Source organism: Paenibacillus kribbensis (genome assembly GCF_002240415.1).
GTDB classification, from domain to species: domain Bacteria; phylum Bacillota; class Bacilli; order Paenibacillales; family Paenibacillaceae; genus Paenibacillus; species Paenibacillus kribbensis.
On sequence record NZ_CP020028.1, the window covers coordinates 3,851,875 to 3,874,944 of the forward strand.

The 23,070-nt window shown below is 47.2% G+C and carries 22 protein-coding genes; 6 read left to right on the forward strand and 16 right to left on the reverse strand.

Annotated elements, in window-relative coordinates; genetic code table 11:
• The first annotated feature begins 8 nt into the window (after nt 1-8).
• From B4V02_RS17120 to B4V02_RS17135, 4 genes are read left to right on the forward strand one after another with little or no spacing between them, the layout of a single operon-like run.
• Nucleotides 9-1,379 carry a YheC/YheD family endospore coat-associated protein gene (locus B4V02_RS17120; RefSeq protein ID WP_094155704.1) on the forward strand — a complete coding sequence of 457 codons (1,371 nt, stop codon included), beginning with the start codon at nt 9-11 and terminating at the stop codon, nt 1,377-1,379.
• On the forward strand, nt 1,376-2,485 hold the full coding sequence (locus tag B4V02_RS17125) for a YheC/YheD family endospore coat-associated protein (RefSeq protein ID WP_094155705.1): 1,110 nt from the start codon (nt 1,376-1,378) through the stop codon (nt 2,483-2,485). Before B4V02_RS17120 ends, B4V02_RS17125 begins: the two co-directional genes overlap by 4 nt.
• 16 nt (nt 2,486-2,501) lie before the next feature.
• A complete protein-coding gene (locus B4V02_RS17130) occupies nt 2,502-3,017 on the forward strand; it encodes a GNAT family protein (RefSeq protein ID WP_094155706.1) in 516 nt (171 codons plus the stop codon).
• The gene (locus B4V02_RS17135; RefSeq protein WP_094155707.1) at nt 2,999-4,210 is read left to right on the forward strand and encodes a YheC/YheD family endospore coat-associated protein; all 1,212 of its coding nucleotides are present in this window, start codon (nt 2,999-3,001) and stop codon (nt 4,208-4,210) included. The genes B4V02_RS17130 and B4V02_RS17135 overlap by 19 nt, the downstream gene beginning before the upstream one ends.
• Nucleotides 4,211-4,319: 109 nt before the next feature.
• Here the strand turns inward: B4V02_RS17135 and B4V02_RS17140 are convergent, their stop codons facing one another.
• The 10 genes from B4V02_RS17140 to B4V02_RS17185 form a co-directional block, all read right to left on the reverse strand.
• On the reverse strand, nt 4,320-5,021 hold the full coding sequence (locus B4V02_RS17140; RefSeq protein ID WP_094155708.1) for an HAD family hydrolase: 702 nt from the start codon (nt 5,019-5,021) through the stop codon (nt 4,320-4,322).
• 25 nt (nt 5,022-5,046) lie between these two features.
• Complete coding sequence (locus tag B4V02_RS17145) at nt 5,047-5,235, reverse strand: class I SAM-dependent methyltransferase (protein WP_341865692.1); 189 nt, start codon at nt 5,233-5,235, stop codon at nt 5,047-5,049.
• Between the two features lie 27 nt (nt 5,236-5,262).
• Nucleotides 5,263-8,097, reverse strand: coding sequence for a methyltransferase domain-containing protein (locus tag B4V02_RS17150; RefSeq protein WP_094155709.1), 2,835 nt, complete (start codon nt 8,095-8,097; stop codon nt 5,263-5,265).
• Between the two features lie 62 nt (nt 8,098-8,159).
• Nucleotides 8,160-8,729 carry a manganese catalase family protein gene (locus B4V02_RS17155; protein ID WP_007429663.1) on the reverse strand — a complete coding sequence of 190 codons (570 nt, stop codon included), beginning with the start codon at nt 8,727-8,729 and terminating at the stop codon, nt 8,160-8,162.
• Nucleotides 8,730-8,762: 33 nt separating this feature from the next.
• The gene (locus B4V02_RS27020; protein WP_094155710.1) at nt 8,763-9,254 is read right to left on the reverse strand and encodes a spore coat protein CotJB; all 492 of its coding nucleotides are present in this window, start codon (nt 9,252-9,254) and stop codon (nt 8,763-8,765) included.
• Between the two features lies 1 nt (nt 9,255).
• The gene (locus tag B4V02_RS17165) at nt 9,256-9,480 is read right to left on the reverse strand and encodes a spore coat associated protein CotJA (protein ID WP_094155711.1); all 225 of its coding nucleotides are present in this window, start codon (nt 9,478-9,480) and stop codon (nt 9,256-9,258) included.
• A gap of 190 nt (nt 9,481-9,670) precedes the next feature.
• Nucleotides 9,671-11,026, reverse strand: a complete 1,356-nt coding sequence (locus B4V02_RS17170) for a hemolysin family protein (protein WP_094155712.1) — start codon at nt 11,024-11,026, stop codon at nt 9,671-9,673.
• A gap of 109 nt (nt 11,027-11,135) precedes the next feature.
• Nucleotides 11,136-12,266 carry a radical SAM/CxCxxxxC motif protein YfkAB gene (gene yfkAB / locus B4V02_RS17175; RefSeq protein ID WP_094155713.1) on the reverse strand — a complete coding sequence of 377 codons (1,131 nt, stop codon included), beginning with the start codon at nt 12,264-12,266 and terminating at the stop codon, nt 11,136-11,138.
• Nucleotides 12,267-12,363: 97 nt separating this feature from the next.
• On the reverse strand, nt 12,364-13,524 hold the full coding sequence (locus tag B4V02_RS17180) for an HD-GYP domain-containing protein (RefSeq protein ID WP_094155714.1): 1,161 nt from the start codon (nt 13,522-13,524) through the stop codon (nt 12,364-12,366).
• Complete coding sequence (locus B4V02_RS17185) at nt 13,478-14,932, reverse strand: bifunctional metallophosphatase/5'-nucleotidase (RefSeq protein WP_094155715.1); 1,455 nt, start codon at nt 14,930-14,932, stop codon at nt 13,478-13,480. The genes B4V02_RS17180 and B4V02_RS17185 overlap by 47 nt, the downstream gene beginning before the upstream one ends.
• Before the next feature lie 301 nt (nt 14,933-15,233).
• On the opposite strand from B4V02_RS17185, the gene B4V02_RS17190 reads away from it, so the two are divergent.
• Complete coding sequence (locus B4V02_RS17190; RefSeq protein WP_094155716.1) at nt 15,234-16,298, forward strand: HD-GYP domain-containing protein; 1,065 nt, start codon at nt 15,234-15,236, stop codon at nt 16,296-16,298.
• A gap of 177 nt (nt 16,299-16,475) precedes the next feature.
• Here the strand turns inward: B4V02_RS17190 and B4V02_RS17195 are convergent, their stop codons facing one another.
• A complete protein-coding gene (locus B4V02_RS17195; RefSeq protein ID WP_068497018.1) occupies nt 16,476-16,838 on the reverse strand; it encodes a YmaF family protein in 363 nt (120 codons plus the stop codon).
• A gap of 234 nt (nt 16,839-17,072) precedes the next feature.
• On the opposite strand from B4V02_RS17195, the gene B4V02_RS17200 reads away from it, so the two are divergent.
• On the forward strand, nt 17,073-17,426 hold the full coding sequence (locus tag B4V02_RS17200) for a lectin (protein WP_094155717.1): 354 nt from the start codon (nt 17,073-17,075) through the stop codon (nt 17,424-17,426).
• Between the two features lie 440 nt (nt 17,427-17,866).
• Here the strand turns inward: B4V02_RS17200 and sufB are convergent, their stop codons facing one another.
• The 5 genes from sufB to sufC are packed head-to-tail and all read right to left on the reverse strand — an operon-like array spanning nt 17,867 to nt 23,037.
• Entirely contained in the window at nt 17,867-19,264 is a 1,398-nt protein-coding gene (gene sufB, locus B4V02_RS17205; RefSeq protein WP_007429652.1) for a Fe-S cluster assembly protein SufB, read from the reverse strand.
• Nucleotides 19,265-19,294: 30 nt separating this feature from the next.
• Nucleotides 19,295-19,717, reverse strand: coding sequence for a Fe-S cluster assembly sulfur transfer protein SufU (sufU, locus tag B4V02_RS17210; protein WP_007429651.1), 423 nt, complete (start codon nt 19,715-19,717; stop codon nt 19,295-19,297).
• Entirely contained in the window at nt 19,707-20,930 is a 1,224-nt protein-coding gene (locus B4V02_RS17215; RefSeq protein ID WP_094155718.1) for a cysteine desulfurase, read from the reverse strand. The genes sufU and B4V02_RS17215 overlap by 11 nt, the downstream gene beginning before the upstream one ends.
• The gene (gene sufD / locus B4V02_RS17220) at nt 20,927-22,231 is read right to left on the reverse strand and encodes a Fe-S cluster assembly protein SufD (RefSeq protein WP_007429649.1); all 1,305 of its coding nucleotides are present in this window, start codon (nt 22,229-22,231) and stop codon (nt 20,927-20,929) included. The genes B4V02_RS17215 and sufD overlap by 4 nt, the downstream gene beginning before the upstream one ends.
• A 23-nt stretch (nt 22,232-22,254) precedes the next feature.
• Complete coding sequence (gene sufC, locus B4V02_RS17225) at nt 22,255-23,037, reverse strand: Fe-S cluster assembly ATPase SufC (protein WP_007429648.1); 783 nt, start codon at nt 23,035-23,037, stop codon at nt 22,255-22,257.
• Nucleotides 23,038-23,070: the final 33 nt, after the last annotated feature.

Consider the following 23,070-nt stretch of genomic DNA (forward strand, 5'->3'; position numbering starts at 1 on the left):
ATAAACAGATGAGTTTAACGCATTGCAATGTGCATTTCTCACAGCAGCCCGACAAGGTGGCTTATATATCCACTGCCTTGTTGAAAAGCCTTAAATTATCCGGAGCCAAGTCCATTCGTCTGCGGCTTGGTAAGGATCAGATTCCCGCCACTGTGAAACCGATTCAGAAGGCGGGGCGTCATCTATACTTGACCTCCAGCTTGCGTAATGCAATCCGTGTTCCCAAAAGCGGGTCTATCTATTTGCGAAATCTGGACGGTGATGTACAGCTAGGACCGCTGATTGGAGTACTGTCTGACGGCACCTCCTCCTCCACCCGGCCTTTTGGATCACGCACAGGCTTTATTAAGCAGCTGCTGAAGGAAGGCAGCAATAAATCTTATATTTTTGCCTTCACTCCTCGGGATATCAACTGGCAAAATGATACGATTAATGGCTATTTTCTATCATCCAGCGGGGATTTTACACGTAAAATCGTACCTCTGCCGGATGTGATTTATAATCGTTTACCGAGCCGTCGCGCTGATTTCTCCCCGGCGATCAATCAACTACGCGAGCGGTTATCCCGCAAACGAATTCCCTTCTTTAACTGGAGCTTTTTCAATAAATCAGATATCTATCACCTGCTGGAAAGCAATCCGGAAGTCAACCGCTATGTCCCTGAATCGTATATGAATCCCAGCTCTGAACGAATCCGAGGCATGCTGGAGCGTCATCAATTTGCTTATTACAAGCCAAGTGGAGGCAGTCTCGGCAAAGGGATTTACCGTCTTTCCCATGTTCCCAAACAAGGCTATTTTGTGAGGTATCGCAAAAAAAATAGCAATGTATTATTGCGCTTCACATCTTTTAACTCTATGCTCCGTATGCTTCATTCCAATCAAGGCCAGACGTTAAAAGGCTACCTCATTCAGCAAGGAATTCAGCTGATCGAGATTGACAATTGCCCGATTGATTTCCGGTTTCATATGCACAAGAACGGCAATAACCAATGGGTCGTCGTCGGTATTGGAGCCAAAAAATCCGGACGTGGCAGTGTCACGACTCATATTAAAAACGGCGGCTCCCTGATGACTCCGGAGCAAGCGCTGGACCGGGTATTCGGCGATCGGGCGGGCGAGGTGCTGCAACGTGCCAAGAATGTAGCGATTACGCTCGCAGAAGCCATTGAGAACCATCATCAACATCTGCTGGGTGAAATCGGCTTCGATCTAGGCATTGATCAGGATGAAAAGGTATGGATGTTTGAAGCCAACTCCAAACCCGGTCGATCCATTTTCCAACATCCATCATTGCGTGCGGAGGGTAAAGCGTCCGTGGAGCATATTTTGGACCACTGTCTTTACCTCAGTAAATTCCGCAGAAAAGAGGAACTATGAATACCCGGGCGGAACAAAAACCAGTCGTTGCTGTATTGACCGTGCACGACGACGGGCAATTTTTCAAGGGGAATCAGCGTAATTTCAGGGATATCCTTGAAACGGGAACACGGATGGGTTATCAGGTGTACATCGTTACCGTCAGGGATCTGAAGCTGCCAGCTGAAACGGTCAAGGGGTATATCTTCAACAAAAGCTTACAGGCTTGGGAAGAACAAAATTTTCCGCTTCCGCAGGTCATTTATAATCGCATCCCAAACCGCAATTATGAACTTAAAACCTCTGTGCGCGCAAAGCTGGAGGAAATTTCGCACACTTCTGGCATTGAGCTATACAATCCGGGCTTTTTTAACAAGTGGGAACTGTTCAAATGGCTCCGCACCTCGGAATCCACACGGCAGTTCGTTCCCGCAACCAAACGGTTAAGCGATCTGCCTGCCTTGGGGAAGATGCTATCTGCGTTTCCATACCTGTATCTCAAGCCGGAAAATGGCAAGGCCGGAAAGGGAATTATGATTCTTAAATTCCAACCAGAGCATCTAATGGCCTACAGGCTGACGATTCAGCATGACAAAAAAAGCGTAACCTACAAATCCGTGTCGCTGTCTCGGCTATGGGGACGTATCCGCCGGGAAGCAAGTAATTCGCCTTATATCATTCAGCAGGGGATTGACCTGGCAACTTATCAAAAAAAACCGTTTGATCTGCGTATCCTGGTACAAAAAAATGCCCGCGGTGCGTGGAGCATTACCGGAGTCGGTGCCAGACTGGCGGGTAAAGGAAGCATTACGACACATGTTCCGCGCGGTGGAAGTGTGGAGGACCCGTTCCAGCTCCTCTCCTCCCTGTTTGGACCTGAGGACAGCGAAGATTTGCTGAGCAAAATTAAAAGCACAGCCATTCAGATTGCACGTCAAATTGAACGCGCATCCGGCCTTTCCCATGGCGAAATGTCTATGGATTTGGGTGTGGAAACAAATGGAACTCTCTGGTTTTTTGAAGCCAATGCCAAACCAATGAAATTCGACGAGCCGGAAATCCGTCAAAAATCGCTAAGACGCATATTCCAGTACAGCTCCTTTTTGGCTGGGCGAATGAAATCATGATCAAGGAAGTGGAATCATGCTGCAATTTAGTGATGTTCATCATATGCCCACCCGAAGCTGGCTGCTGAGACGACGACAGTTACTGTTTCTCGCCCGCAGTTCAGGCGGCATGCGCATTACTCGCAATGCGCTGCGGCAGTTAGCCGTTTTAACGCCGGAGCAATTGAACAATCCCGGCTCCTCTCTCCTGTGCGCTTATGTGCGCACAGAGAAGGGCTTGCGGATTGCGGGATTTTCCCTCGCTTTGAATTACGGGAAGGATGCATGCATCGTGATCGTTCGTCCGCTTTACCGGGGCCGCAGACTGGGCGCTAGACTGCTGTCCGCCCAGCTCGAACAGTTGCACCGCCTGACGTGCAGCGTAGCCGCCGACAATATAGCCAGTCTCAAAACCTGTTTTCGAGCCGGACTTGTTGCGAATGAAATGACGACTGGACCGACCGGAAAACCCACGCTAATATTTCGCGGGGAGCTATCCGAAGATAAGCAGACGGCAGAGGAAGGTGGAATGCTGTGCCAAAACCTGTCCTAGGCATCATGACCTTGTATTTGAACAACAAGAAGCATTTGGAGGAGCGCGACATATATGAGCGCATGATTGCAGAAGGCAAAAGACTGGGACTGGATACGTATGTATTCACTCCTGCAGATGTCCATAAGGATCGCAGGCTTCTCCTTGCCCAAATCTATGATCCACATAGCAGAAAATGGACCCTAAAATGGCGAGAATTTCCGGATATGATTTTCGACCGTTGCCGGGTACAGCGCAGTGAGCGGTATCTTCAATTGAAACAGTTTCGATTGCAATATACAGACCTCGTCTATTTAAACCGACCGCTGAGTAATAAATGGGCCATTCACCAGCAGCTTGCGAGAAAGGCTGCCTTTCGCCCCCATCTGCCTGCAACAGAGCTATTCAATGGATTTCATAGTGTAAAGCGAATGCTCAAGCAGAATTCACTGGTGTACCTCAAACCGATTAACGGTACGGGAGGGCGCGGTATTTTACGCATTGAGCCTATTAACAAACAAAGGGACCTGTATCTGGTTGAGGGCCGCAATCTCAAGCGTCGCATTATTCCCCAGCAACGGGTACGCCTGGACCGTCTGGAGCCACGTTTAAGCAGATGGAACATGAATAACTACATCGTTCAGGAAGGCATTCCTGTACAGCTGCCGAATGGCAGGGTCCATGATTACCGCATGCTGGTACAGAAAAATAGCCAAGGAGTATGGGAATTAACCGGATGCGCCGGACGGATCGGGGCACATCGAAGCGTCACTTCCAACCTCCATGGCGGAGGCAAGGCGGTACCGATGAAGCAACTGCTGACTCAATGGATTCGTGATGAAGACCATAGAGAGAAAATTATCAAGCAAGGGGAAAAGCTCGGACTGGATATTGCTGCTTACCTGGAGAAGAGCTACGGAGCATTGTGTGAGCTTGCACTTGATCTGGCAATCAACAAGGATGGTCAAATTTACGTGCTGGAGGTCAATCCCAAGCCAGCCCGCGAGGTATTTTCACGTATTGGTGAAAAAGAGACCTATCGCCGTGCCATCGCCAGGCCCATGGAATACGCCTTGTGGGTCTACCACACACAGATTAATCCAAAGCCCCAGACGGATAAGACAGAAGATAAAGCAGAGAATAAAACAGAAAATAAAACAGAGGATAAAATAGAAGATAAAACAGAGAATAAGGCAAAGGAAGGCTCCGCGTAAAGTGGCTGCCTTCCTTTTTTTGTTGTCTGCCCGACATTGCTTGGATTGTGTGTATCATATATATATGACGCGTCAAGCATATCTAGAAGCAGTAATTTGCGGTACGTAATTACTTAGCGTTTTTATAAAGCGTAAGCAGCTGGGTGAAATCCGTAATAATCGCATCGGAGCCCTGCAACTCGTCGTTTACGCCAAATCCGGCATAAGCGCAGCCGATGACCGTCTGTCCGTTCTTTTTACCCGCTTCCACATCAGAGGAGCGGTCTCCAACCATCCATATGTTCGAAATTTCATGCTTGCTCAATAAAATTTTCAGCAAATCCACTTTGGAAAGCGTGCTGTACTCCCCGGCACTGTACAAACCTTCAAAAATAGGAACCATCTCATAGGCAGCAGCGATTCCCTTTACATAATCCTCCAGTCCGTTACTTGCTACAAATAGTCGGACACCCTGCTCATGGAGAGTCTGGAGTGTTTCTTGTACATGTGGATACAGCGCATGACTTCCGTTCTTCAATCCCTCCAGCTCTAGCTGAAGCAGCAGCTCGTCCGCCCTTCTGTGGGCTGCTTCACTGGCTTCCGGCATCACTCTTCTCCAGATTTCGTCCAGCAGCATGCCCAAACTATTCAAAATAAGCTCCTCGGGAGGAGTCTCCCCTTCATAAAGCCCTTCGGCGCGCAGCGTATCAAACAGTTTGTGGTATGCAGGTAGCAGCAATGTCTCCGTCTGAAAAAGTGTACCGTCCATATCAAAAACCATAGCCTCAGGCTTCTTCAACACAGGTGCATTGTTCATGTAGTTATCAGTCATTCCTTTCCTATGTAGGTTTACAACTTCAACCCCTCTCATGATAAGCAATAAGAGAGGTCGTGTAAACCTCATAGCGCATAGCCAACGATTCATCAGGTGTTAGATACTCCAGCACTGAAATACATACAATTTTATCAAAGCTGGCATCCTCATACGACAGGGCGGTCAAATTGGCATGTGCGGAGTGGAGGCGAACCGGCGAAATTTCCAGAATGCGCTCAGCCGCCTCCTGTTCAAATGATCAAATTGCCCTTGCGACACAGCAGAGCTCATGTCCTCGTTTCTCGCCTTGAAGTTTGGCCAGCAGCCCCATTTGTTCCGTAAAATCAAGCTCACCGTACAACGGATGGGCTTCCAGCAAAGCATCCAAACCGGAGGAAAGCTGACGGGTGAACAAAGCTACTGGGCGTAAGCCGGACTTCGCCAGCAGCAGCGCCAACGTATGCTCCGAATAATGATACAAATGATTTTCCTCCGTGAATAAAGGTGAATAAGCGCCGTAAGCTTCATTGGTAAACGAGTTTTTATTGGGAACTGTAATATATAACGTCCCGTCAGGCAGAAGCTGTTCGCGTAAATCCATCAAAAAGGCGATCGGGTCCGCAATATGCTCCAGCACATGCCAGCATGCAACGGCCTCGTATTGGTTATCCAAGGATAAGTCAGTATCCTCCTCCAATTTTTCCGGTTCTTGTGGAAGATCATCTGTTTCAATTTTTCCGTTCCAATAGCCTGGCAATAAATCTACATCATATTTGTCTTTAGCATAGGCACGCGAGTCAACAGAAGGCTCAATCCCCATTGCATTCCATCCGCTTTGAAGCGCGGCATGGATAAACTCTCCGGTACCCGATCCGATCTCGAGTAAATTTCCTTTGCCCGGACTGAACATATCCAGTAGCATAACTCCAAAAAGGGCATGCTCCTCGTAAGTTGAAGCCGCAGCGCTATCTTGCATGGCAGCCCATTTGACATTATAAATCTCTGCAATCATATCCTCAGGCTGTATACGATCCACATCATTGCGGAAAACCAATCCACAGGAGCCGCACCCCAGCAGTGTAAAATGCTCATATCGATGAAATACGCCTATTTCAGATGAGCCGCATAATTGGCACTTTACGCCTTGCTCTACTCCTTTTTCCTGCTCTACTCCTTTTTCCTGCGCTTCTCCCTGTTCATAAAATGTGTCCTTTGCTTCCTCGTTGATTTCTGGCTCCGGATTACCAACAACCTGAACACTGGCGATCCTGGCGACATCCGAAGTGGTATTGTGATGGATACCTTCATGTTCAGAGGCCGGTTCGTCCCTTACTTTTTTGCTATCTTGATCTACCCAAAGCGTGAGTCGGGGATTCGGATCCAAAATCGATTCATATTGCTCTTTCCAGCCATAACGAGCATTCGGGTCCAACAGCTGGTACCGTTCTAATTTGGCTGCCCGAATAGCAGGTGTATACCATCCCCAATGCTGGACACGGTAGTTGCTAATCTCACTGGGAAGGTCAAGCACATTCTCGGGAAATCTCCCGCAGCGCAAAGATTGCTCCTTCCATTTATAGGAAAACCCTTCCTTGTATCGAATTAAAAATGGGCGATAATACCGATGGGCCTGCCAATAGTCATCATCGCGATAATGCGTGGAAGACCACATATCATACAGCCTGAAGCAAATCGTATCGGCTTTCGTTCCCGCTAACAAAGAATGTACCTCTTGAGCAAATCGGGATTCGAACATTTCGTCAGCATCCATATTCAAAATCCATTCCGGGGAGGAGGCCACAGTCTCTCTCCACTGCTGCTTCCGCAGTTCCACTTCATTGGCAATGGAGGCTGTTTCATTCCGAATCAAACGCAGTGGAATTCCCTTCAGCAGCTCCCGGCACAATTCACCGCTACCGTCATGGCTGCCATCATCAATAATGACCGCTTCATCAATGTATTCCCGATGACTTAGGAGCACATCTCTGAGCTTGCGATCCGCCTCATTGTATACCGTCATGCTCAGCGTCAGTTTGGGCTTGGAGGCAGCTGGTGTATGAAGCTCACTTTGACGTGGTCCGGAGAATGCTTGCGGCACTACAAAAGAATCTGTAATGTACCTGGCAAAGACTGCAGACTCACGGAGATGATCAGGTATTCCAGGTTCAGAGAACTTGGGGGTTCTTGATGGAGTGGAAGGATTGTAGGACAGAAAATGATTAGAAGCATCTGGGTGTTCTGCATGAGCTAAATGTTCTGGATGGTCCGTATTAGCAGCACTCGAAGTAAAATAATTTAGAGTAGATAGTAACTGCTCTGCCTTGATCCGATCCGCTTCCCGGTACAGATGCATCGCCGGATAGTGCGTATCTACAAAAAGTGGAAATCCATACGCTGCCGCCCGGATACTAAAATGCCGATCTTCCCCCCAATAGGAAACGTTTTTAATTTTACCAAAGTGAACCCCTGCTTCCAGCGCCCGTCTGCGGATTAAGGTACAAGCTCCCAAACCGCCCACCTCATACAAGCCCGGGATATGCAGCTGGTGTATAAAATGCAGCTCGCGATGTGCTCGCTCCTCTGCTGACAATACCTCGCCTTCTTCACGATGAAACAAATTATATTCGTCACTGACCCACACTTGAGGCAACAGTGCCCCATCCGGCTGCCATCGTGTCCAGAAAATCTCGGATACGATATCCTTCTCCGTCTCTATCAGCCTGCACAGGGTACGGGAATGGAGAACCAGGTCTGAATCAACCAAAAATAGCGCGTCATAATGATGCTGAAGTGCATACTCAATGAGACGATTTTTAAAGCCGGCCACTTTCCAGACGAGGGCAGGCGGCCAATGGTGGATGTTCTCATCAATACGGTCCTCCGCTTGCTGCAAACCTGTCAACAAGGGCAAAACCCGCCCTGGCAGCCGATTGGCAAAATCAACAAGCCACTTGCTTGAGGTCAGATTGTCATTATCATCGACGAACAAATAATCCGGCAGCACGTCAGGTGAGTCCAATCGCTCCAATGCTTGAAGAAACAAACTCAAAATTTCGGGCTTCTGATGTACCGGACTGCCGATTAGTATACGCATGAGTCAACACCTCCATCAGGAAATACAATCTTCCCTTTCAGCATGCTGTTACAAAAATCCCCTTAAAATACCTTCTTCCGGTCTCGTTCCCCCTTCAAAATTTCCACAGATTCGCGGAAGCGGAGGGAATGGATTATTTCGCGTTCACGCAAAAACTTCAAACTATCCTGCAAATCCACATCGTCTGTCAAATCAATCAGCCACTGGTATGTAGCTCTCGCCTTTTCCTCTGCCGCAATATCCTCATACAAGTCTGCGATGGGATCGCCCTTGGCTTGAATATAAGTCGCTGTAAAAGGAACTCCGCCTGCGCTTTGGTAAAATAAAGCACGGTCATGCGCTGCATAATGTTCGCCCAGACCGGCCGCTTTCAATTGCTCCACACTCGCATCCTTTGTCAGCTTGTATATCATCGTGGCAATCATCTCGAGATGGGCAAATTCCTCCGTGCCTATATCATTTAATACACCGATGACCTTATCGGGAATGGTATAACGCTGATTCAGGTAACGCAAAGCTGCGGCGAGCTCACCATCCGCTCCACCATACTGCTCCATGAGCAACTTGGCCATGTGAGGATCACATTTGCTAACACGTACAGGATATTGCAGCTTTTTCTCATATACCCACATTCAGGTCCCTCCTTTATAAAAGGTTATATCTGCCTATACCTGCCACGGCCAAGGGGTTTGGCTCCATTCCCAAGGGTATTTGGAATAGGCGCGACCAAAGTTTTGCAAAGGTCCGTATAGGAGCTGATACTCGTTAGCAATCGCAGTTCTTTCCCGTGTGAGCTTGTTGAACTGTTCAATCGCCTGCAAATCATCCGGGTGTGTATTCAGATACAAATTCAGCTCTACCAAAACAAAATCCACTGCTTGGAGCTTCTCCAACAGCGCATAAAACTGTGCATCCCCCGGTTTGGGGTGAGGTGTGTAGCTCGGGTGCGGGTTTCTGGCTTGATCATAATCCTGGGCTTGGCTCTGGTACTGATTTTGGTTTTGGTCTTGGTTTTGGAACTGGTTTTGATACTGGTACTGATATGAATTTGAATAGGGGCTATGATATTGATTCTGCTGTTGATGCTGACTTACTTGCTCGTTTGGCTGTTGAGACTGGTTGTGGGTCTGACCCTGATTTGGATTTGGATGCTCCATGTTACTCGCCTCCCTCCTGGTTTCGCCTAGGCTGATAAGGGCTGAAAAGCAATGGCCATAGCGTTCCTCTCGTCAGCGCCTCTTCCGGACTGAATTGCGGCAGACCAGGCGGCTGAAATTGTACAAACAAATTTGGCGGTAACACATAAGTCTTGCACAGAACGGGCGGACACGGATCGAACGGACCGACAAACGGTGCATACTCACCTTGCTGGGGAAATTTCACGGGCCGGGACCTCCTTTGATTGATCCATCTGCTTTACTATTCAACATATGCCGCATTGCCCAAGTCTCGAACAAAAAAATGCAGATAAAAAAAGAACCTTCAAAACCACGATAACGTGGATTCAAAGGCCCCTTCTCTATTCTTCTATAATAACTTACATACCTGAACTGACCGCACCTATCTATTGGGATCAGGATTCATCGGTAGAAAGCTCATCTTCAATCACAGGTTCAGGCTTGCGATGAATTTTAACCCTCATTATGCGAAGCCTGGTTGCTTCCTCCACCTCAAAGGTCAGATTAAAAAACTCAATTTTCTTCCCCTTCACCGGACTGCCTTCCAATTCCTTGAATAGCCAGCCTCCGATGGAATCCACCTCGTCGTCTTCAATGTTCACACTCGTCAAATCATTGACATCCTCAATAAGCATACGGCCATCCACAGAGATAAAGTTTTCCTTGATTTCCACGCTCGGACGCTCATCCTCAAACTCATCATAGAGGTCCCCGACGATTTCCTCCAATATTTCCTCAGCTGTTAGCAATCCGGCCGTTCCGCCGTATTCATCCACCACGAGGGTCATTTGGGAATGCTTTTTCTGCATAAGACGGAGCACATGACTCACTTCCATAGACTCCGGTACATTCAAAATAGGACGTACTACCGAGGCCAGATCCAGCTGCTCCCCTTGCTCAGCTAACAGAAGATCCGTAATATGAACAAAACCGATAATCTGATCTTTGTCCTCAACCGCTACCGGGTAGCGAGAATGCTTGGTATCACTGATGATTTTCAGATTTTCCTTGAACGATAAGTTTGTGTACAAACAGTCCATATCCGTACGGGGCAGCATAATCTCACGGGCAAGCAAGTCGGAAAAATCAAAAATATTATCCATCAGCTTGATTTCGTCCTTATCAATCACACCGCTTTTGGCGCTCTGATTCATCAATATCCGAATTTCTTCCTCCGAATGCGCCGCTTCGGCTTCACTTGCTGGCTGAATACTGAATGTTCGCAGCAGTAAATTCGCAGCCGCATTCAACACCCAGATCACGGGCAGAAAAACCTTGTAGAAGAGCAGCAAAGGAGCCGATAAAAATAACGCCACCCCTTCGGTTTTCTGAATCGCCAGAGACTTTGGAGCCAGCTCGCCCAATACAATATGCAAAAAGGTAATCACGCAAAATCCGACAACTACGGATACGGTTGTAATCAGTGTACCATCAGTTACACCGAGTTTGTGCATGAGTGGCTCTATCAGGTAGCCGGATATTGCTGGCTCACCAATCCAACCCAAGCCGAGTGAAGCCAGCGTAATGCCCAGTTGGGTGGCGGACAGATAAGCATCCAGCTTTTGGTTCACCTTCAGCGCATAGCCTGCCAGGCGATGACCCTCGCTTTGGAGCTGCGTCAATCGGGATTGGCGCATTTTGACCAGCGAAAACTCTGCGGCCACAAATACACCGTTAAGAAAGACAAGCAGCAGTACCAAGAGGAGATTCACAACTAGCAATCCCCAATGAAACTCGGTATGACCTTCCAATACGAACTCCCCATTTCTTATAGATAGCATTTTGCATCATTTGACTTGCAGCACTCATCGTGAACTATCTAGACGAATTGAAAGTTGCGAATGACATCATGCAACATGCTTATAGTTGTAATGCTTTTCTGGATTTAAAATCTACTCCCTTGTAATACATATCCGCGACAAGCAGATTCGGTCCGCAGCAGGCAGCGGCATCACAATGGCAGTTGACGGTCTGGTTTAGCGGATGCTCATTCAGCCATTCACCGAAAATTTCGTCCAAACCCTGCTCCTGAATGTTCCCAAAAGCAGGAATGTCTGCGAAATCCGTCACGTACACGCTACCCGTGAACATATTCACATTAACGCGGTTTCTACCATCCGGATCATTACGAACTGTAATATTCGGTTCCTGATGCAGGCGGCGAAGCAGCTTGCGATCCTCCTCCCGGTCGGAGCATGCAAAGAACGGCAGGGTGCCAAATAACATCCACATATCCTGATTACGCACATCCAGCAACTTATGGATCGCGTTGCGCATGTCGCCCAGTGAGAGCACAGGCAGGGCAGAAGCAAAATTGGATGCGTACATCGGATGAACTTCATGCCGTCGGCATCCCATTTCATTGATTAATTGATGAATGCCCTCCAGCTTCGTGTGAGTCCGATAATTAATCATGGATTCAGCTGAAATGAACATGCCCATCTCGCTTAGCTTGTGAGCGTTCTCCACCATTTTCTCATAAAGGCGAACAGCACCTGCACGTGGAGTCGGACGTCCGGTATTCGCAAAACCCACTTCATAAAAATCGTCGGCATTCAAATAATTAAACGATATATGCATGACATCCAGATAAGGAAGCATCTTCTCATATCTGCGGATATCCAATGTCAGGTTGGAGTTAATTTGCGAGCGAATACCGCGCTCCTTGGCATATTTCAGCAGCGGTACGATCACTTCGTCAACCGTTTTATCGAGCAAAGCAGGTTCTCCGCCAGTAATACTGATCGTCTCCAGATGCTCAACCTCATCCAACCGCTTCAGCATCAAATCTAGCGGCAGGAAAGGAGCCTCCTTCATAACCAGCATATCGCCAACAGCGCAATGCTCACAACGCATATTGCATAGATGCGTTACGGTCATTTCCACACTTGTCAGCAAATGACGACCATGTGTACGCAGCGAGACAATCGGGTCCCACGGATCATACGCTGGCGATATCGGGAGAAGTGAGTTATTTTGTAGAACTGTCATTATGTTTTCACCTTATTTCTGTTATTAACCTCAAAAGACGTATAATTATCATATCATGATGTGTAAAGCGTCTGCATGCTTTCTTCCACATCTTCTGCTAATCTACATGTACTTCTCCAAAAGGGACTATGGTCGCGCCCAGTGTGTTCGTAATCATAACCGAAAGGGACACAGACAGATCCACATCGTAAGGTGCTTTCAGTTCCTGCCCATCCCGGTCTCTCACAATGCGAATGACAGGCCGTTGCGGAATTTTGGGGTGTATACGCACTACTACCCCTTCCTCCCCTGTATTGAGCACTACAGAGAGCCCCAGAGGGTAAATTGCCACACAGTCACGGAAGGCTTCCAGCATCCGCTGCTCATACAGCGTGCCTGCGCCGGCGTACAGCACCTCCATCGCTTCATAAGGCAACAACGCCTGCTTGTATATTCGACTTGCGGTCATCGCATCGTATGAGTCCACCAAACCGATCCACTTCGCATATTCGTGGATTTGGTCCTTCTTCCAACCGTTCGGATATCCGCTGCCGTCGATACGTTCATGATGCTGCAATGCACAGTGAGCTGACAACAAGGGAATCCCCGGTTCATCTTTAAGCAGCTTGTAGCCAATTTCCGTGTGTGTTTTCATATGCTCGTATTCCTCGTCCGTCAATTTGCCCGGCTTATAGAGCACTTGAGGTGAAATTTTCATTTTTCCAATATCATGCAATAATGAACCTATTCCCAGCTCCATAAGCTGGTTGTGATCATAGCCATTGGCTATTCCCAGTACAAGCGTATACAGACATACGTTTAATGAATGATGATACAAGTCCTGGTCCGCAGCCCCAATATCCATCAGCATAATGATGGCATCCTGGCGGCTTCCGATATCGTCCAGAATGGACTCCATCACCTTATAAAAAGACTTTCCAAAATATTTGTTTCTATGATCTACGGAATAGGATGACAGACCCTGAAACTGCTTTTTGATCTCCTGTAGCGCCGCCGCCCTTGTCTGTTCATGGATCATTTCAGGAATCACGATATCTTCGGTCACCGCATCCTCAATGTATACATATCCAATACCGACTTGGCCTAGACGTTCAATCAATCGCGGAGTAAGCTCAACACCCTCAGAGAGCAGCACCATTCCGTTTTCATTGAATATTTTTTTGCCCAGCTTCATGCCGGCTCTTAATAATGTAACAGGTACCAGTCGCAGCTTAATCCTCTCCCGATTGTTTTGATACCTGAAGCCACCTAGCTGCAAAACACTCTTCCATCGCGCCCGGACGCTTCAACTCCATTTCAATCAAATCCCGTAAAAATTCTGGAAGCATAAATCGGAGCTCCGTTCCGTTCGCAAGCACCTTATAACCTGCTCTGAAAGTGAACATATCCAGCGTACCCACCGTATATTCCTCTTGCTCTTCCAAGATACCACCCGCTACACGAATGTGCATGACTTTATCATAAGGAGCGCGATCCGGGTCATACTCTATCTCCAAACCTTCCACACACAACGTACCGAGCACTTTACCTCTGAAGCCAAATCCCGTCATTGGCTTGTCTGCAAATTCAGGCAATAAGGATTGCTCCAGTGCCAGCCGAATGTCCCTTCCCCGCAACTTCATAACACAGGCATTAATCGGCGAAGGACATAAGGAATGCAGCATTCCTTTGCTGATAACCCCTTGAGGCAACGCGCCGAGCAGTTGCCCTGCGTTAACCAGAGCAATAGCTGTCCCTGTAAAATGTGACACCGATTGTGCCAGCAAATTTCCGAAAGGGGACTCCTGATCGTATGCAATCCCCAGTTCCCGATCCGTCACGGCTACGGTACTCTCCAACGCACGCTCTGCTTGTCTGCGATGCAGGGCGATGGCCGATGTCACTTTTTCGTCCAAAAGCGTCTGATCCACAGGAATTACGCCGCCTGACGACACCCGAAATGGTTCATGACTGCTGCTGCGTGTTAGTGTCACTTCACCCAGCAGCGTTCCGAACTTACCCGCCCCACATAAAGCTGTGTTCCCGATCCGAAGCGGTTTTTCCAGCACATGATGGGTGTGGCCTCCAAGAATAACATCAATTTCAGGAAACTGTGACGCTAATTTCTCATCGGAAGGCAAACCCAGATGAGACATCACGATCAAAACATCAACCTGCTGTCTCAGCGCTGCGATCTGCTCACCCAGTACCTCAAACGGATCGAGAGCATCCCAGCCCAGCAATCGATAAAACTCTGTAAAAGGAGCCGTCACGCCGAGCAAACCGACCTTGATCCCTGCCTTGTCCAAAATCAGAGATTCCTTCATCCACGAAGGTCTTACCCCCGTAGCACTTTCTATCATATTGCCACATACGACCGGACAGTGAATTCCCGCATAGGCCTGTTCAATGATATCCGGGGTAAACGTTAGTCCTTCGTTGTTACCGATCGTAATCGCATCGTATCCTGTTAGATTGATCACATCCACATTTGCCCCACCCAGCGTTCCTTCTGTTTCGGGGGCCATCCGGTCCATGTGGTCTCCTATATCCAGTACGAGCAGCGCATCCCCTAATGCTGCTCTTCGTTCCTTAATCATTGCGGCTATCGAAGGCATACTGCCAAAATGACTGTGTATATCATTCGTATGCAAAATGGTCAACGTTTGCCGAGTCGTCATCTCCATAACCGCCTCCTTCTTTATATATCGACTTTGAAGCTTCTAATGTTTAAGCATACCATTTTCTTTATCATTATGGTACATATGAGTGGGTGGAGCCTCACCCGCAATCAGCTTACTACAGGCTCAAGTCATAGACCCAGTGAAAAGCATTAACATTACCTTCCGCATGCATCTAGAGGGTTCTTCGTACCTATTTTACAACTCGGAATAATAGTAAATTAGTCGTTGTCATCCCATATAATTCTTGATATATTAGGGGTGTTTCGTATTTTTGACACATTTACGACAATAAGGAGGTTAGCACATGAGAGTTCACGTTACCGATGCCAAGCCCGGAGATCGTCTCAAGTCCGATACATACAATGCGCACGGTGTACCTGTCTTAGTTCAGGGCACCGAGCTTCAGCATGAAGATATCTCCAAGCTTATCATGCATGGTGTCGATTATATTGACATTGATGCTGGTTCTGCGAGCATTCCGGTTGACTTTGCCCCCGATGTTCCAGCTTCCCCCGAATCCCTCAAACGCGCCGTCCCCCTCATGGAGCAGAGCATCAATGGCTTTGAGAGCATGTTTCTCGAAGCTTCCGCAACTGGCAAATTTGATGAATCTCGAGTTGATGAGCTATTCGGCCCCCTTGTTTCAGAACTGGCTCATCAAAAAGATGTCGTATCTATGCTGTTAATTATGGAACGGGGAGATCAGTATACGTATAATCATTCTCTCCAAGTAGGCGTACTCTCATATTACATTGCCACATGGCTAGGATATACAGAGGAAGAGGCTTATGCCGCGGGTAAAGCCGGATATTTGCACGATATAGGCAAGTCCATGATACCGGATGAAATATTGAATAAGCCTGATAAACTTACGCCTGAGGAATTCCAGGAAATGAAAAAGCATCCCCGCTATGGCTTTGATATTATTAACAATTCGACCGGTGATGAGATTTCAGCTATCGTCGCCTTGCAGCATCACGAGCGCGAGGATGGAAGCGGATATCCACATGGACTCTTTAAGGAAGAGATTCATCCTTTCGCCCGCATAACAGCTATTGCCGACGTGTATAGCGCTATGATTTCCAATCGTGTGTATCAGACGAAGCAAGAGTTGCTCGCTGTGTTACGCCAGATGCATAGCATGAGCTTTGGACATCTGAATCCCGAAGCTACCCAGGTCTTCATCCGACATATGCTTCCGAATTTTATTAATAAGCAGGTGCTTCTAACCACAGGTCAGACAGGAACGATTATTCTGAATAATCCAATTGACTACTTTAGACCTTTGGTGAAGATTGGCGATAATGAGTATGTAGATTTGTCCAGAGAACGCCATGTATCCATTGATGAAATTTATTTGGAATCCTGATCTGCAACTGCTGTCCGGCATTACTTCGGTAGAACGGAATGCTTTACCGAAAGCACAAGCTGCGCGAATAAAAAGAGGCTGTCCTTGATCCGTAGGTTCTTCCTACAAAGGACAGCCTCTTTTTATGTTATAGATAAATGCAACTCAATATCCTTTGCAAGCCATCTCTAGAACGTATTAAACAAGAGGTTGCTGAATCAATGTTGCAAAATTAAATTGGTGTACATGACCATCATTTAATGTAGTTTGGCCTGTAACAAAATGTACATGCTTGCCATTTCCCACTGGAATAGCGGGTCCTGTTCTAATCCTTCTCAGATTATGAAAATGGTTCAAGAAATCAGTATTCGTAAGTTCAATTTCATGGATATGGCTTCTTCCTTGTCGAATCGCTTGCCCCGTTACACCTGCAAAGCGATGGTTATGCCGGTCTGCGCCTTCCTCAGCCAGTTTGGTACTGCCTTCAAATTCATGTACGTGTCTCTGTGTCTGTGTAGAAGTGAGAGTTTTCTTCTTCACTGTAGTTTTCTTCTTCTGCATCCGTTGGTATGCCTCCTTATGTTTATGTCACTCACAACATCCTATTAAGCAAACATCTATAAGTGCTAGGCAACTATCCGCAGTTCTAACAATAATTTTACCTCCCCATCTTCTCCCCTCTCCGGTGCCCATCTTCACTTAACTATATTATTTTGGAATACGCTCTTATAGTCTCAGATCACGTTTTTTTAGGTAAAGCATAAGGTAATCTATATTATGTTAAGGAGTGGGAATATGGACAGACTATTACCCGGACAGATGCTTCTAAAAGGACAGAGTCTGCAATCGGCAAATGGGGCATACACACTTATTCTTCAAGAGGACGGCAATCTTGTATTATACAGTCGAGGAATAGCTCTATGGAGTAGTAAAACTAACGGCAGAGCAGTTAACTATGCAGTCATGCAAACAGACGGTAATTTTGTCATTTACGGATATCCAAATCCTATATGGGCTACAGGTACGAACGGCTGGGGCAATGCATTTCTTGTTGTACAGGACGATGGTAATGTAGTTATTTATGGTACAAAAGCAGCATGGGCAACCGGTACCAATAGGCTTCACAGCACCGATCAATCCTCTCGATAGACAAGCGTTTTGTATCATAGTTCTAGGGCTCAGTATGTAAAGTGCTGGCGAAACGTTCGACTTGACATCCTGCCATGTCTGTGCAAATTGAAAACGTTCCTTACTCCTTATGAACGATATATCCAATAATAAGAAAGCTGAATTTTATTTGGTTCAAACTCAGCAACGCAAGAAGAAACAATGGACTAATCTCAGATAACACTTTGGCGAGCAAGTATGACTAAAATCTTTTAACCCAATTCCTATTTATTTAAGTTTGCTTTTTTCGAAAAAATACCCATATTTATCCCAATATTAGGATTTTCGCAGAATGAAGGTGAAGAAGACGAACTTCCAAAGTTCGCCTCCTACACTAAAAGATAAAATCAAATCGGCAAGCCGACAATTTTGCAATTTATAACAATCCTTAAAACCCTTGATATACAAAGGTTTTTTCTTTGTTATCCAATAGACCCTTCCATCTCGAACTTGATCAAACGGTTCATTTCCACCGCATACTCCATCGGCAGCTCTTTGGTGAACGGCTCGATAAAGCCCATAACGATCATTTGTGTCGCTTCTGCTTCGGTCAGACCACGGCTCATCAGATAGAACAGCTGATCTTCTGAAACCTTGGACACCGTTGCCTCGTGCTCAAGCGTAATATCGTCGTTCATGATTTCATTATAAGGAATCGTATCGGAGGTCGACTGGTTATCCAAAATCAACGTATCGCACTTGATATTCGATTTTGCACCTTGAGCCTGACGACCGAAGGAAGCCAATCCGCGATACGTAACTTTACCGCCATGCTTACTGATCGACTTGGATACAATGGTCGATGTAGTATCTGGCGCCAAGTGGATCATTTTTGCCCCTGCATCCTGATGCTGGCCTTTGCCTGCAACTGCGATGGACAAGACCATACCTTTGGCTCCGCGGCCTTTCAGTACAACGGCTGGATACTTCATCGTCAGCTTGGAACCGATGTTGCCATCGACCCATTCCATTGTTGCATTTTCTTCGGCAACCGCACGTTTGGTTACCAGGTTGTAGATGTTTGGTGCCCAGTTTTGGATCGTTGTGTAACGAACGCGCGCGTTCTTCTTACAAATAATTTCCACCACGGCGCTATGCAGCGAGTTCGTGCTGTAAATCGGAGCCGTACAGCCTTCTACATAATGCACAAAGCTGTCTTCATCGGCAATAATGAGCGTACGCTCAAATTGTCCCATGTTTTCCGAGTTAATGCGGAAGTATGCCTGCAATGGAACCTCACATTTTACACCTTTTGGTACGTAGATAAAGCTGCCGCCTGACCATACCGCACTGTTTAGTGCTGCAAACTTATTGTCCGCAGGAGGCACAACTGTTGCAAAGTACTCTTTCAGAATTTCAGGATGCTCACGCAGCGCTGTATCAGTGTCCATGAAAATAACGCCCTGCTCTTCCAGATCCTTTTGCATGCTATGGTAAACAACCTCGGATTCATACTGTGCAGATACACCAGCCAAAAACTTTTGCTCCGCTTCAGGAATCCCCAGTTTATCAAAGGTTTCCTTAATTTCCGTAGGAACCTCTTCCCATGTTTTCCCTTGTTTCTCGGAAGGTCTTACATAGTACTGGATATCATCGAAATCCAGCTCATCCATATCCCCGCCCCAGGTTGGCATTGGCATTTTTTCAAACTGCTTCAATGCTTTCAGACGGAATTCCAACATCCAATCCGGTTCACCTTTAATTTTGGAGATTTCTTTTACAATTTCCGGAGTGAGACCCTTACCTGTTTGGAAAATGGATTTGTGCTCGTCACGAAAGCCATATTTATACTCTTCCATTTCCGGCGCTTTCTTGGCCATGTTTCTCAAACCTCCTCTATCCTAGTTAAATTATTTATCTTCATCGATTCCTTTGCGCAGCGCGTTCCAAGCCAGTGTCGCACATTTAATGCGAGCCGGGAACTTGTTAACGCCGGACAAAGCTTCCAGTTCTTCGTAATCGTCGAATTCAACGGCTTCCCCCTGCATCAGGGAAGAGAAGCGGCTCGCCATATCCAGTGCCTGCTCAATCGTTTTTCCTTTGACCGCTTCCGTCATCATCGAAGCAGAGGACATGCTAATTGAGCAGCCTTCGCCTGTAAAACGAGCATCTTCGACCACGCCGTCTTTCGTTTTAAGCTGAAGGGAAATCCGGTCACCACACGTAGGATTATTCAAATCCACCGTGACCGCATCATCCTCAAAACGACCGCGATTCCGCGGATTTTTATAATGATCCATAATTACGCGTCGGTACAAGTCATCAAGTTGCATCGCCAAAATACTCCTTTGTTTGGATTAAGGCGCTGACCAAAGCGTCGACATCTGCTTCCGTATTATAAAGGTAAAAGCTCGCTCGTGCGGTTGCACTAGCTTTCAGCCAGCGCATCAATGGCTGGCAGCAATGATGGCCTGCACGTACCGCAACCCCTTTGCTATCCAGTACGGTAGCTACATCATGCGGATGCACATCATCCAAATTGAATGTTACGAGTCCCACATGACGTTCTGCAGGCCCGTAAATTTTCAGGCCATCCACTTCACGAAGACGCCCGAGAGCATAATTGACCAGACGGCTTTCATGCTGTGCGATTGCGTCCAGACCGATGCTTTCCAGAAAATCAATAGCTGCCCCCAAGCCGACAGCTCCGGCAATAATCGGGGTTCCACCTTCGAATTTCCAAGGCAGCTCCTTCCATGTGGATTCATACAATCCCACATCGTCGATCATTTCCCCGCCGAACTCAATGGGCTCCATGTTTTCCAACAGCGTCTTCTTGCCGTACAGCGCCCCAATTCCTGTAGGAGCACACATTTTGTGACCCGAGAAAGCATAGAAGTCAGCATCTATGTCTTGCACGTCTACTTTCATGTGTGGCACGCTTTGCGCACCATCAACAACGATAATCGCGCCTTTGCGATGCGCAATCGCTGCAATCTCTTTAACAGGATTTACAACGCCAAGCACATTGGAAACATGCGCAATCGCTACAATTTTGGTGTTTTCTGTAATGGTATTTTCCACGTCAGCAAGATCAACGCTACCATCCTCTTGAAGCGGAATATATTTTAAAGTCGCACCTGTGGCTTTGGCTACCTGCTGCCACGGAATCAGATTGCTGTGATGCTCCATCGGCGTGATCACAATTTCATCACCCGCCTGGCAGTTGGCCCTGCCATAGGAAGAAGCCACCAGATTCAGTGCTGTTGTTGTTCCTCTTGTGAAAATAATTTCCTGGCTGCGCTTCGCATTCAGAAAACGGGCTACCTTCTCACGTGCACCTTCATAAGCATCCGTAGCACGGCTGCCCAGCGTATGCACACCGCGGTGAACATTCGAATTGTCATATTCGTAGTAGTGCTTGATCGCCTCGATGACCGCCAATGGCTTTTGCGAAGTGGCCGCATTATCCAAATAAACCAGCGGATGACCGTTAATCTCCTGATGTAAAATCGGGAATTGTTCACGGATCAATGCAGTATTCATTGGCCCAACTTCCTTTCAACAAGGCTTTGCAGCTGCTGTTGAAGTCCTTCGAGCGGAATTTCAGATACGACAGGTGCCAGGAAGCCATAAATAATCAGACGTTCGGCTTCTGCACGACTAATCCCGCGGGACATCAAGTAATACACTTGCTCACGGTTAACCTGACCAACCGATGCTGCGTGACCTGCCGTCACATCATCTTCATCAATCAACAGGATCGGGTTAGCGTCACCACGCGCTTTCGGGCTAAGCATCAGAACACGTTCTGTTTGCTGACCGTCTGCTTTCGTAGCCCCTTTTTCGATTTTTGTAATTCCGTTAATAATGGAAGACGCTTCTTCACGCATTACTGCGCGTGTAATCATCTGACTGGCGGAATTTTTACCAAAATGCTGTGCTTGTGTCGTATAGTTCAGCTTTTGTGAGCCGGAACCTACGGCAATGACCTTGGCATCCGAGTTGGAGCCATTGCCTTTGAGTACAGACATCGTATTGCTGGCTGTGTTGCCGTTGTTCATTTCGCCTACAATCCATTCGATGGCGGCATCATTGCCCAAAGTAGCACGACGAATAGAAATATCCGTTACTTGCTCCCCTAGCTGGTGAACCGTCGCATAACGAACTTTGGCTCCCGCATTCGCAACCACTTCTACTGCACCGTTATGAATAACAGGCGTTGTCAAATCCGCAGATACATAATTGTCTACGTAGGTTACAGAGCTATGGCTTTCAGCAATGAGCAGTACATGCGGCGCAAACGTCGCTGCCGCATCATCCGTCAGGAAAACAGCCTGAAGCGGAACGTTCAGCTCTACATTTTTCGGCACATAAGCAAATACTCCACCGTTCCAAAGTGCTGCATGCAATGCAGACAATGAATTTTCCTCAGCCTTAACTACTGTATTCAGGTGGGCTTTAACCAAATCGCCATGTTCCTTAACCGCTGTTTGCAAATCCGTGAAAATGACACCTTGCGCTGCCAGTTCCTCGTTCAGCTTTACGTATACAGCACCGGAGTTGCGCTGAATGATCAGACCGCCCTCCTGCTGTTCTTTGACCAGATCAGCAATTGCTGCGGGAACCTGCCCCAGCGATGCGATGGCCTCACTGTTTTTATGTTGACCGTAATCGTTCAAATTCCAACGCTCGATTTTGGTTTTTTCAAATACCGGAAGCTCCAGTTTGCCTGCAAGCTCAAGTGCTTTTTGTCTGTCTTCGATCAGCCAGGATGGCTCGCCGTTACGTTCAGACAGAACACGCAGTTGCTCGGAATCTACCGGAAGGATTGTTTGTGTACTCATCAGTTTTCCTCCTCGCTTCCGGCTTACGCCTCTTGTCCTACAGTTTCATCAACGATGCCCAGCTCTTCCTTGATCCAGTCGTAACCGTCCGCTTCCAGACGCTCAGCCAGCTCAGGACCACCGGATTTAACGATACGTCCTTGCATCATTACATGAACATAATCAGGCTTAATATAGTTCAACAGACGTTGATAGTGAGTAATCACGAGGAAGCCACGATCTTCAGAACGCATAGCGTTGACGCCGTTAGCCACGATTCTCAAAGCATCGATATCAAGACCGGAGTCGATTTCGTCAAGAATGACAATTTTCGGGTCAATCATCATCATTTGCAGAATTTCATTCCGTTTTTTCTCACCGCCGGAAAAGCCTTCGTTCAAATAACGATGAGCAAACTCCGGATTCATTTCGAGCTCCTTCATTTTGCTTTCCATTTGACGAATAAACTTGATCAGGGAAATTTCTTGTCCTTCTTCACGGCGTGCATTAATGGCACTACGCAAAAAGTCAGAGTTTGTTACCCCTGCAATTTCACTCGGATACTGCATCGCCAGGAACAATCCCGCGCGTGCGCGCTCATCCACTTCCATGTCCAGCACGTCTTCTCCATCCAAGGTTACGTTGCCCTCTGTGACTTCATATTTAGGATGACCCATCAAAGCGGAAGCCAATGTACTTTTACCTGTTCCGTTAGGACCCATGATAGCGTGGATTTCTCCACCCTTCATTTCAAGGTTAATACCTTTCAAAATTTCCTTACCTTCAATGGTCGCTTTGAGACCTTCAATCTTAAAGTTTGTAGCCATATTCGGAATACCCTCCAAAAATTGTAGTGTGGT

Bases quoted from the DNA above. Each gene is read 5' to 3' on its own strand.
- B4V02_RS17120 (WP_094155704.1), top strand. From the start codon at position 9: ATGAGTTTAACGCATTGCAATGTGCATTTCTCACAGCAGCCCGACAAG.
- B4V02_RS17125 (WP_094155705.1), top strand. From the start codon at position 1,376: ATGAATACCCGGGCGGAACAAAAACCAGTCGTTGCTGTATTGACCGTG.
- B4V02_RS17130 (WP_094155706.1), top strand. From the start codon at position 2,502: ATGCTGCAATTTAGTGATGTTCATCATATGCCCACCCGAAGCTGGCTG.
- B4V02_RS17140 (WP_094155708.1), bottom strand. From the start codon at position 5,021: ATGACTGATAACTACATGAACAATGCACCTGTGTTGAAGAAGCCTGAG.
- B4V02_RS17150 (WP_094155709.1), bottom strand. From the start codon at position 8,097: ATGCGTATACTAATCGGCAGTCCGGTACATCAGAAGCCCGAAATTTTG.
- B4V02_RS17155 (WP_007429663.1), bottom strand. From the start codon at position 8,729: ATGTGGGTATATGAGAAAAAGCTGCAATATCCTGTACGTGTTAGCAAA.
- B4V02_RS27020 (WP_094155710.1), bottom strand. From the start codon at position 9,254: ATGGAGCATCCAAATCCAAATCAGGGTCAGACCCACAACCAGTCTCAA.
- yfkAB (WP_094155713.1), bottom strand. From the start codon at position 12,266: ATGACAGTTCTACAAAATAACTCACTTCTCCCGATATCGCCAGCGTAT.
- B4V02_RS17185 (WP_094155715.1), bottom strand. From the start codon at position 14,932: ATGGAGATGACGACTCGGCAAACGTTGACCATTTTGCATACGAATGAT.
- B4V02_RS17190 (WP_094155716.1), top strand. From the start codon at position 15,234: ATGAGAGTTCACGTTACCGATGCCAAGCCCGGAGATCGTCTCAAGTCC.
- B4V02_RS17195 (WP_068497018.1), bottom strand. From the start codon at position 16,838: ATGCAGAAGAAGAAAACTACAGTGAAGAAGAAAACTCTCACTTCTACA.
- B4V02_RS17200 (WP_094155717.1), top strand. From the start codon at position 17,073: ATGGACAGACTATTACCCGGACAGATGCTTCTAAAAGGACAGAGTCTG.
- sufB (WP_007429652.1), bottom strand. From the start codon at position 19,264: ATGGCCAAGAAAGCGCCGGAAATGGAAGAGTATAAATATGGCTTTCGT.
- sufU (WP_007429651.1), bottom strand. From the start codon at position 19,717: ATGCAACTTGATGACTTGTACCGACGCGTAATTATGGATCATTATAAA.
- B4V02_RS17215 (WP_094155718.1), bottom strand. From the start codon at position 20,930: ATGAATACTGCATTGATCCGTGAACAATTCCCGATTTTACATCAGGAG.
- sufD (WP_007429649.1), bottom strand. From the start codon at position 22,231: ATGAGTACACAAACAATCCTTCCGGTAGATTCCGAGCAACTGCGTGTT.
- sufC (WP_007429648.1), bottom strand. From the start codon at position 23,037: ATGGCTACAAACTTTAAGATTGAAGGTCTCAAAGCGACCATTGAAGGT.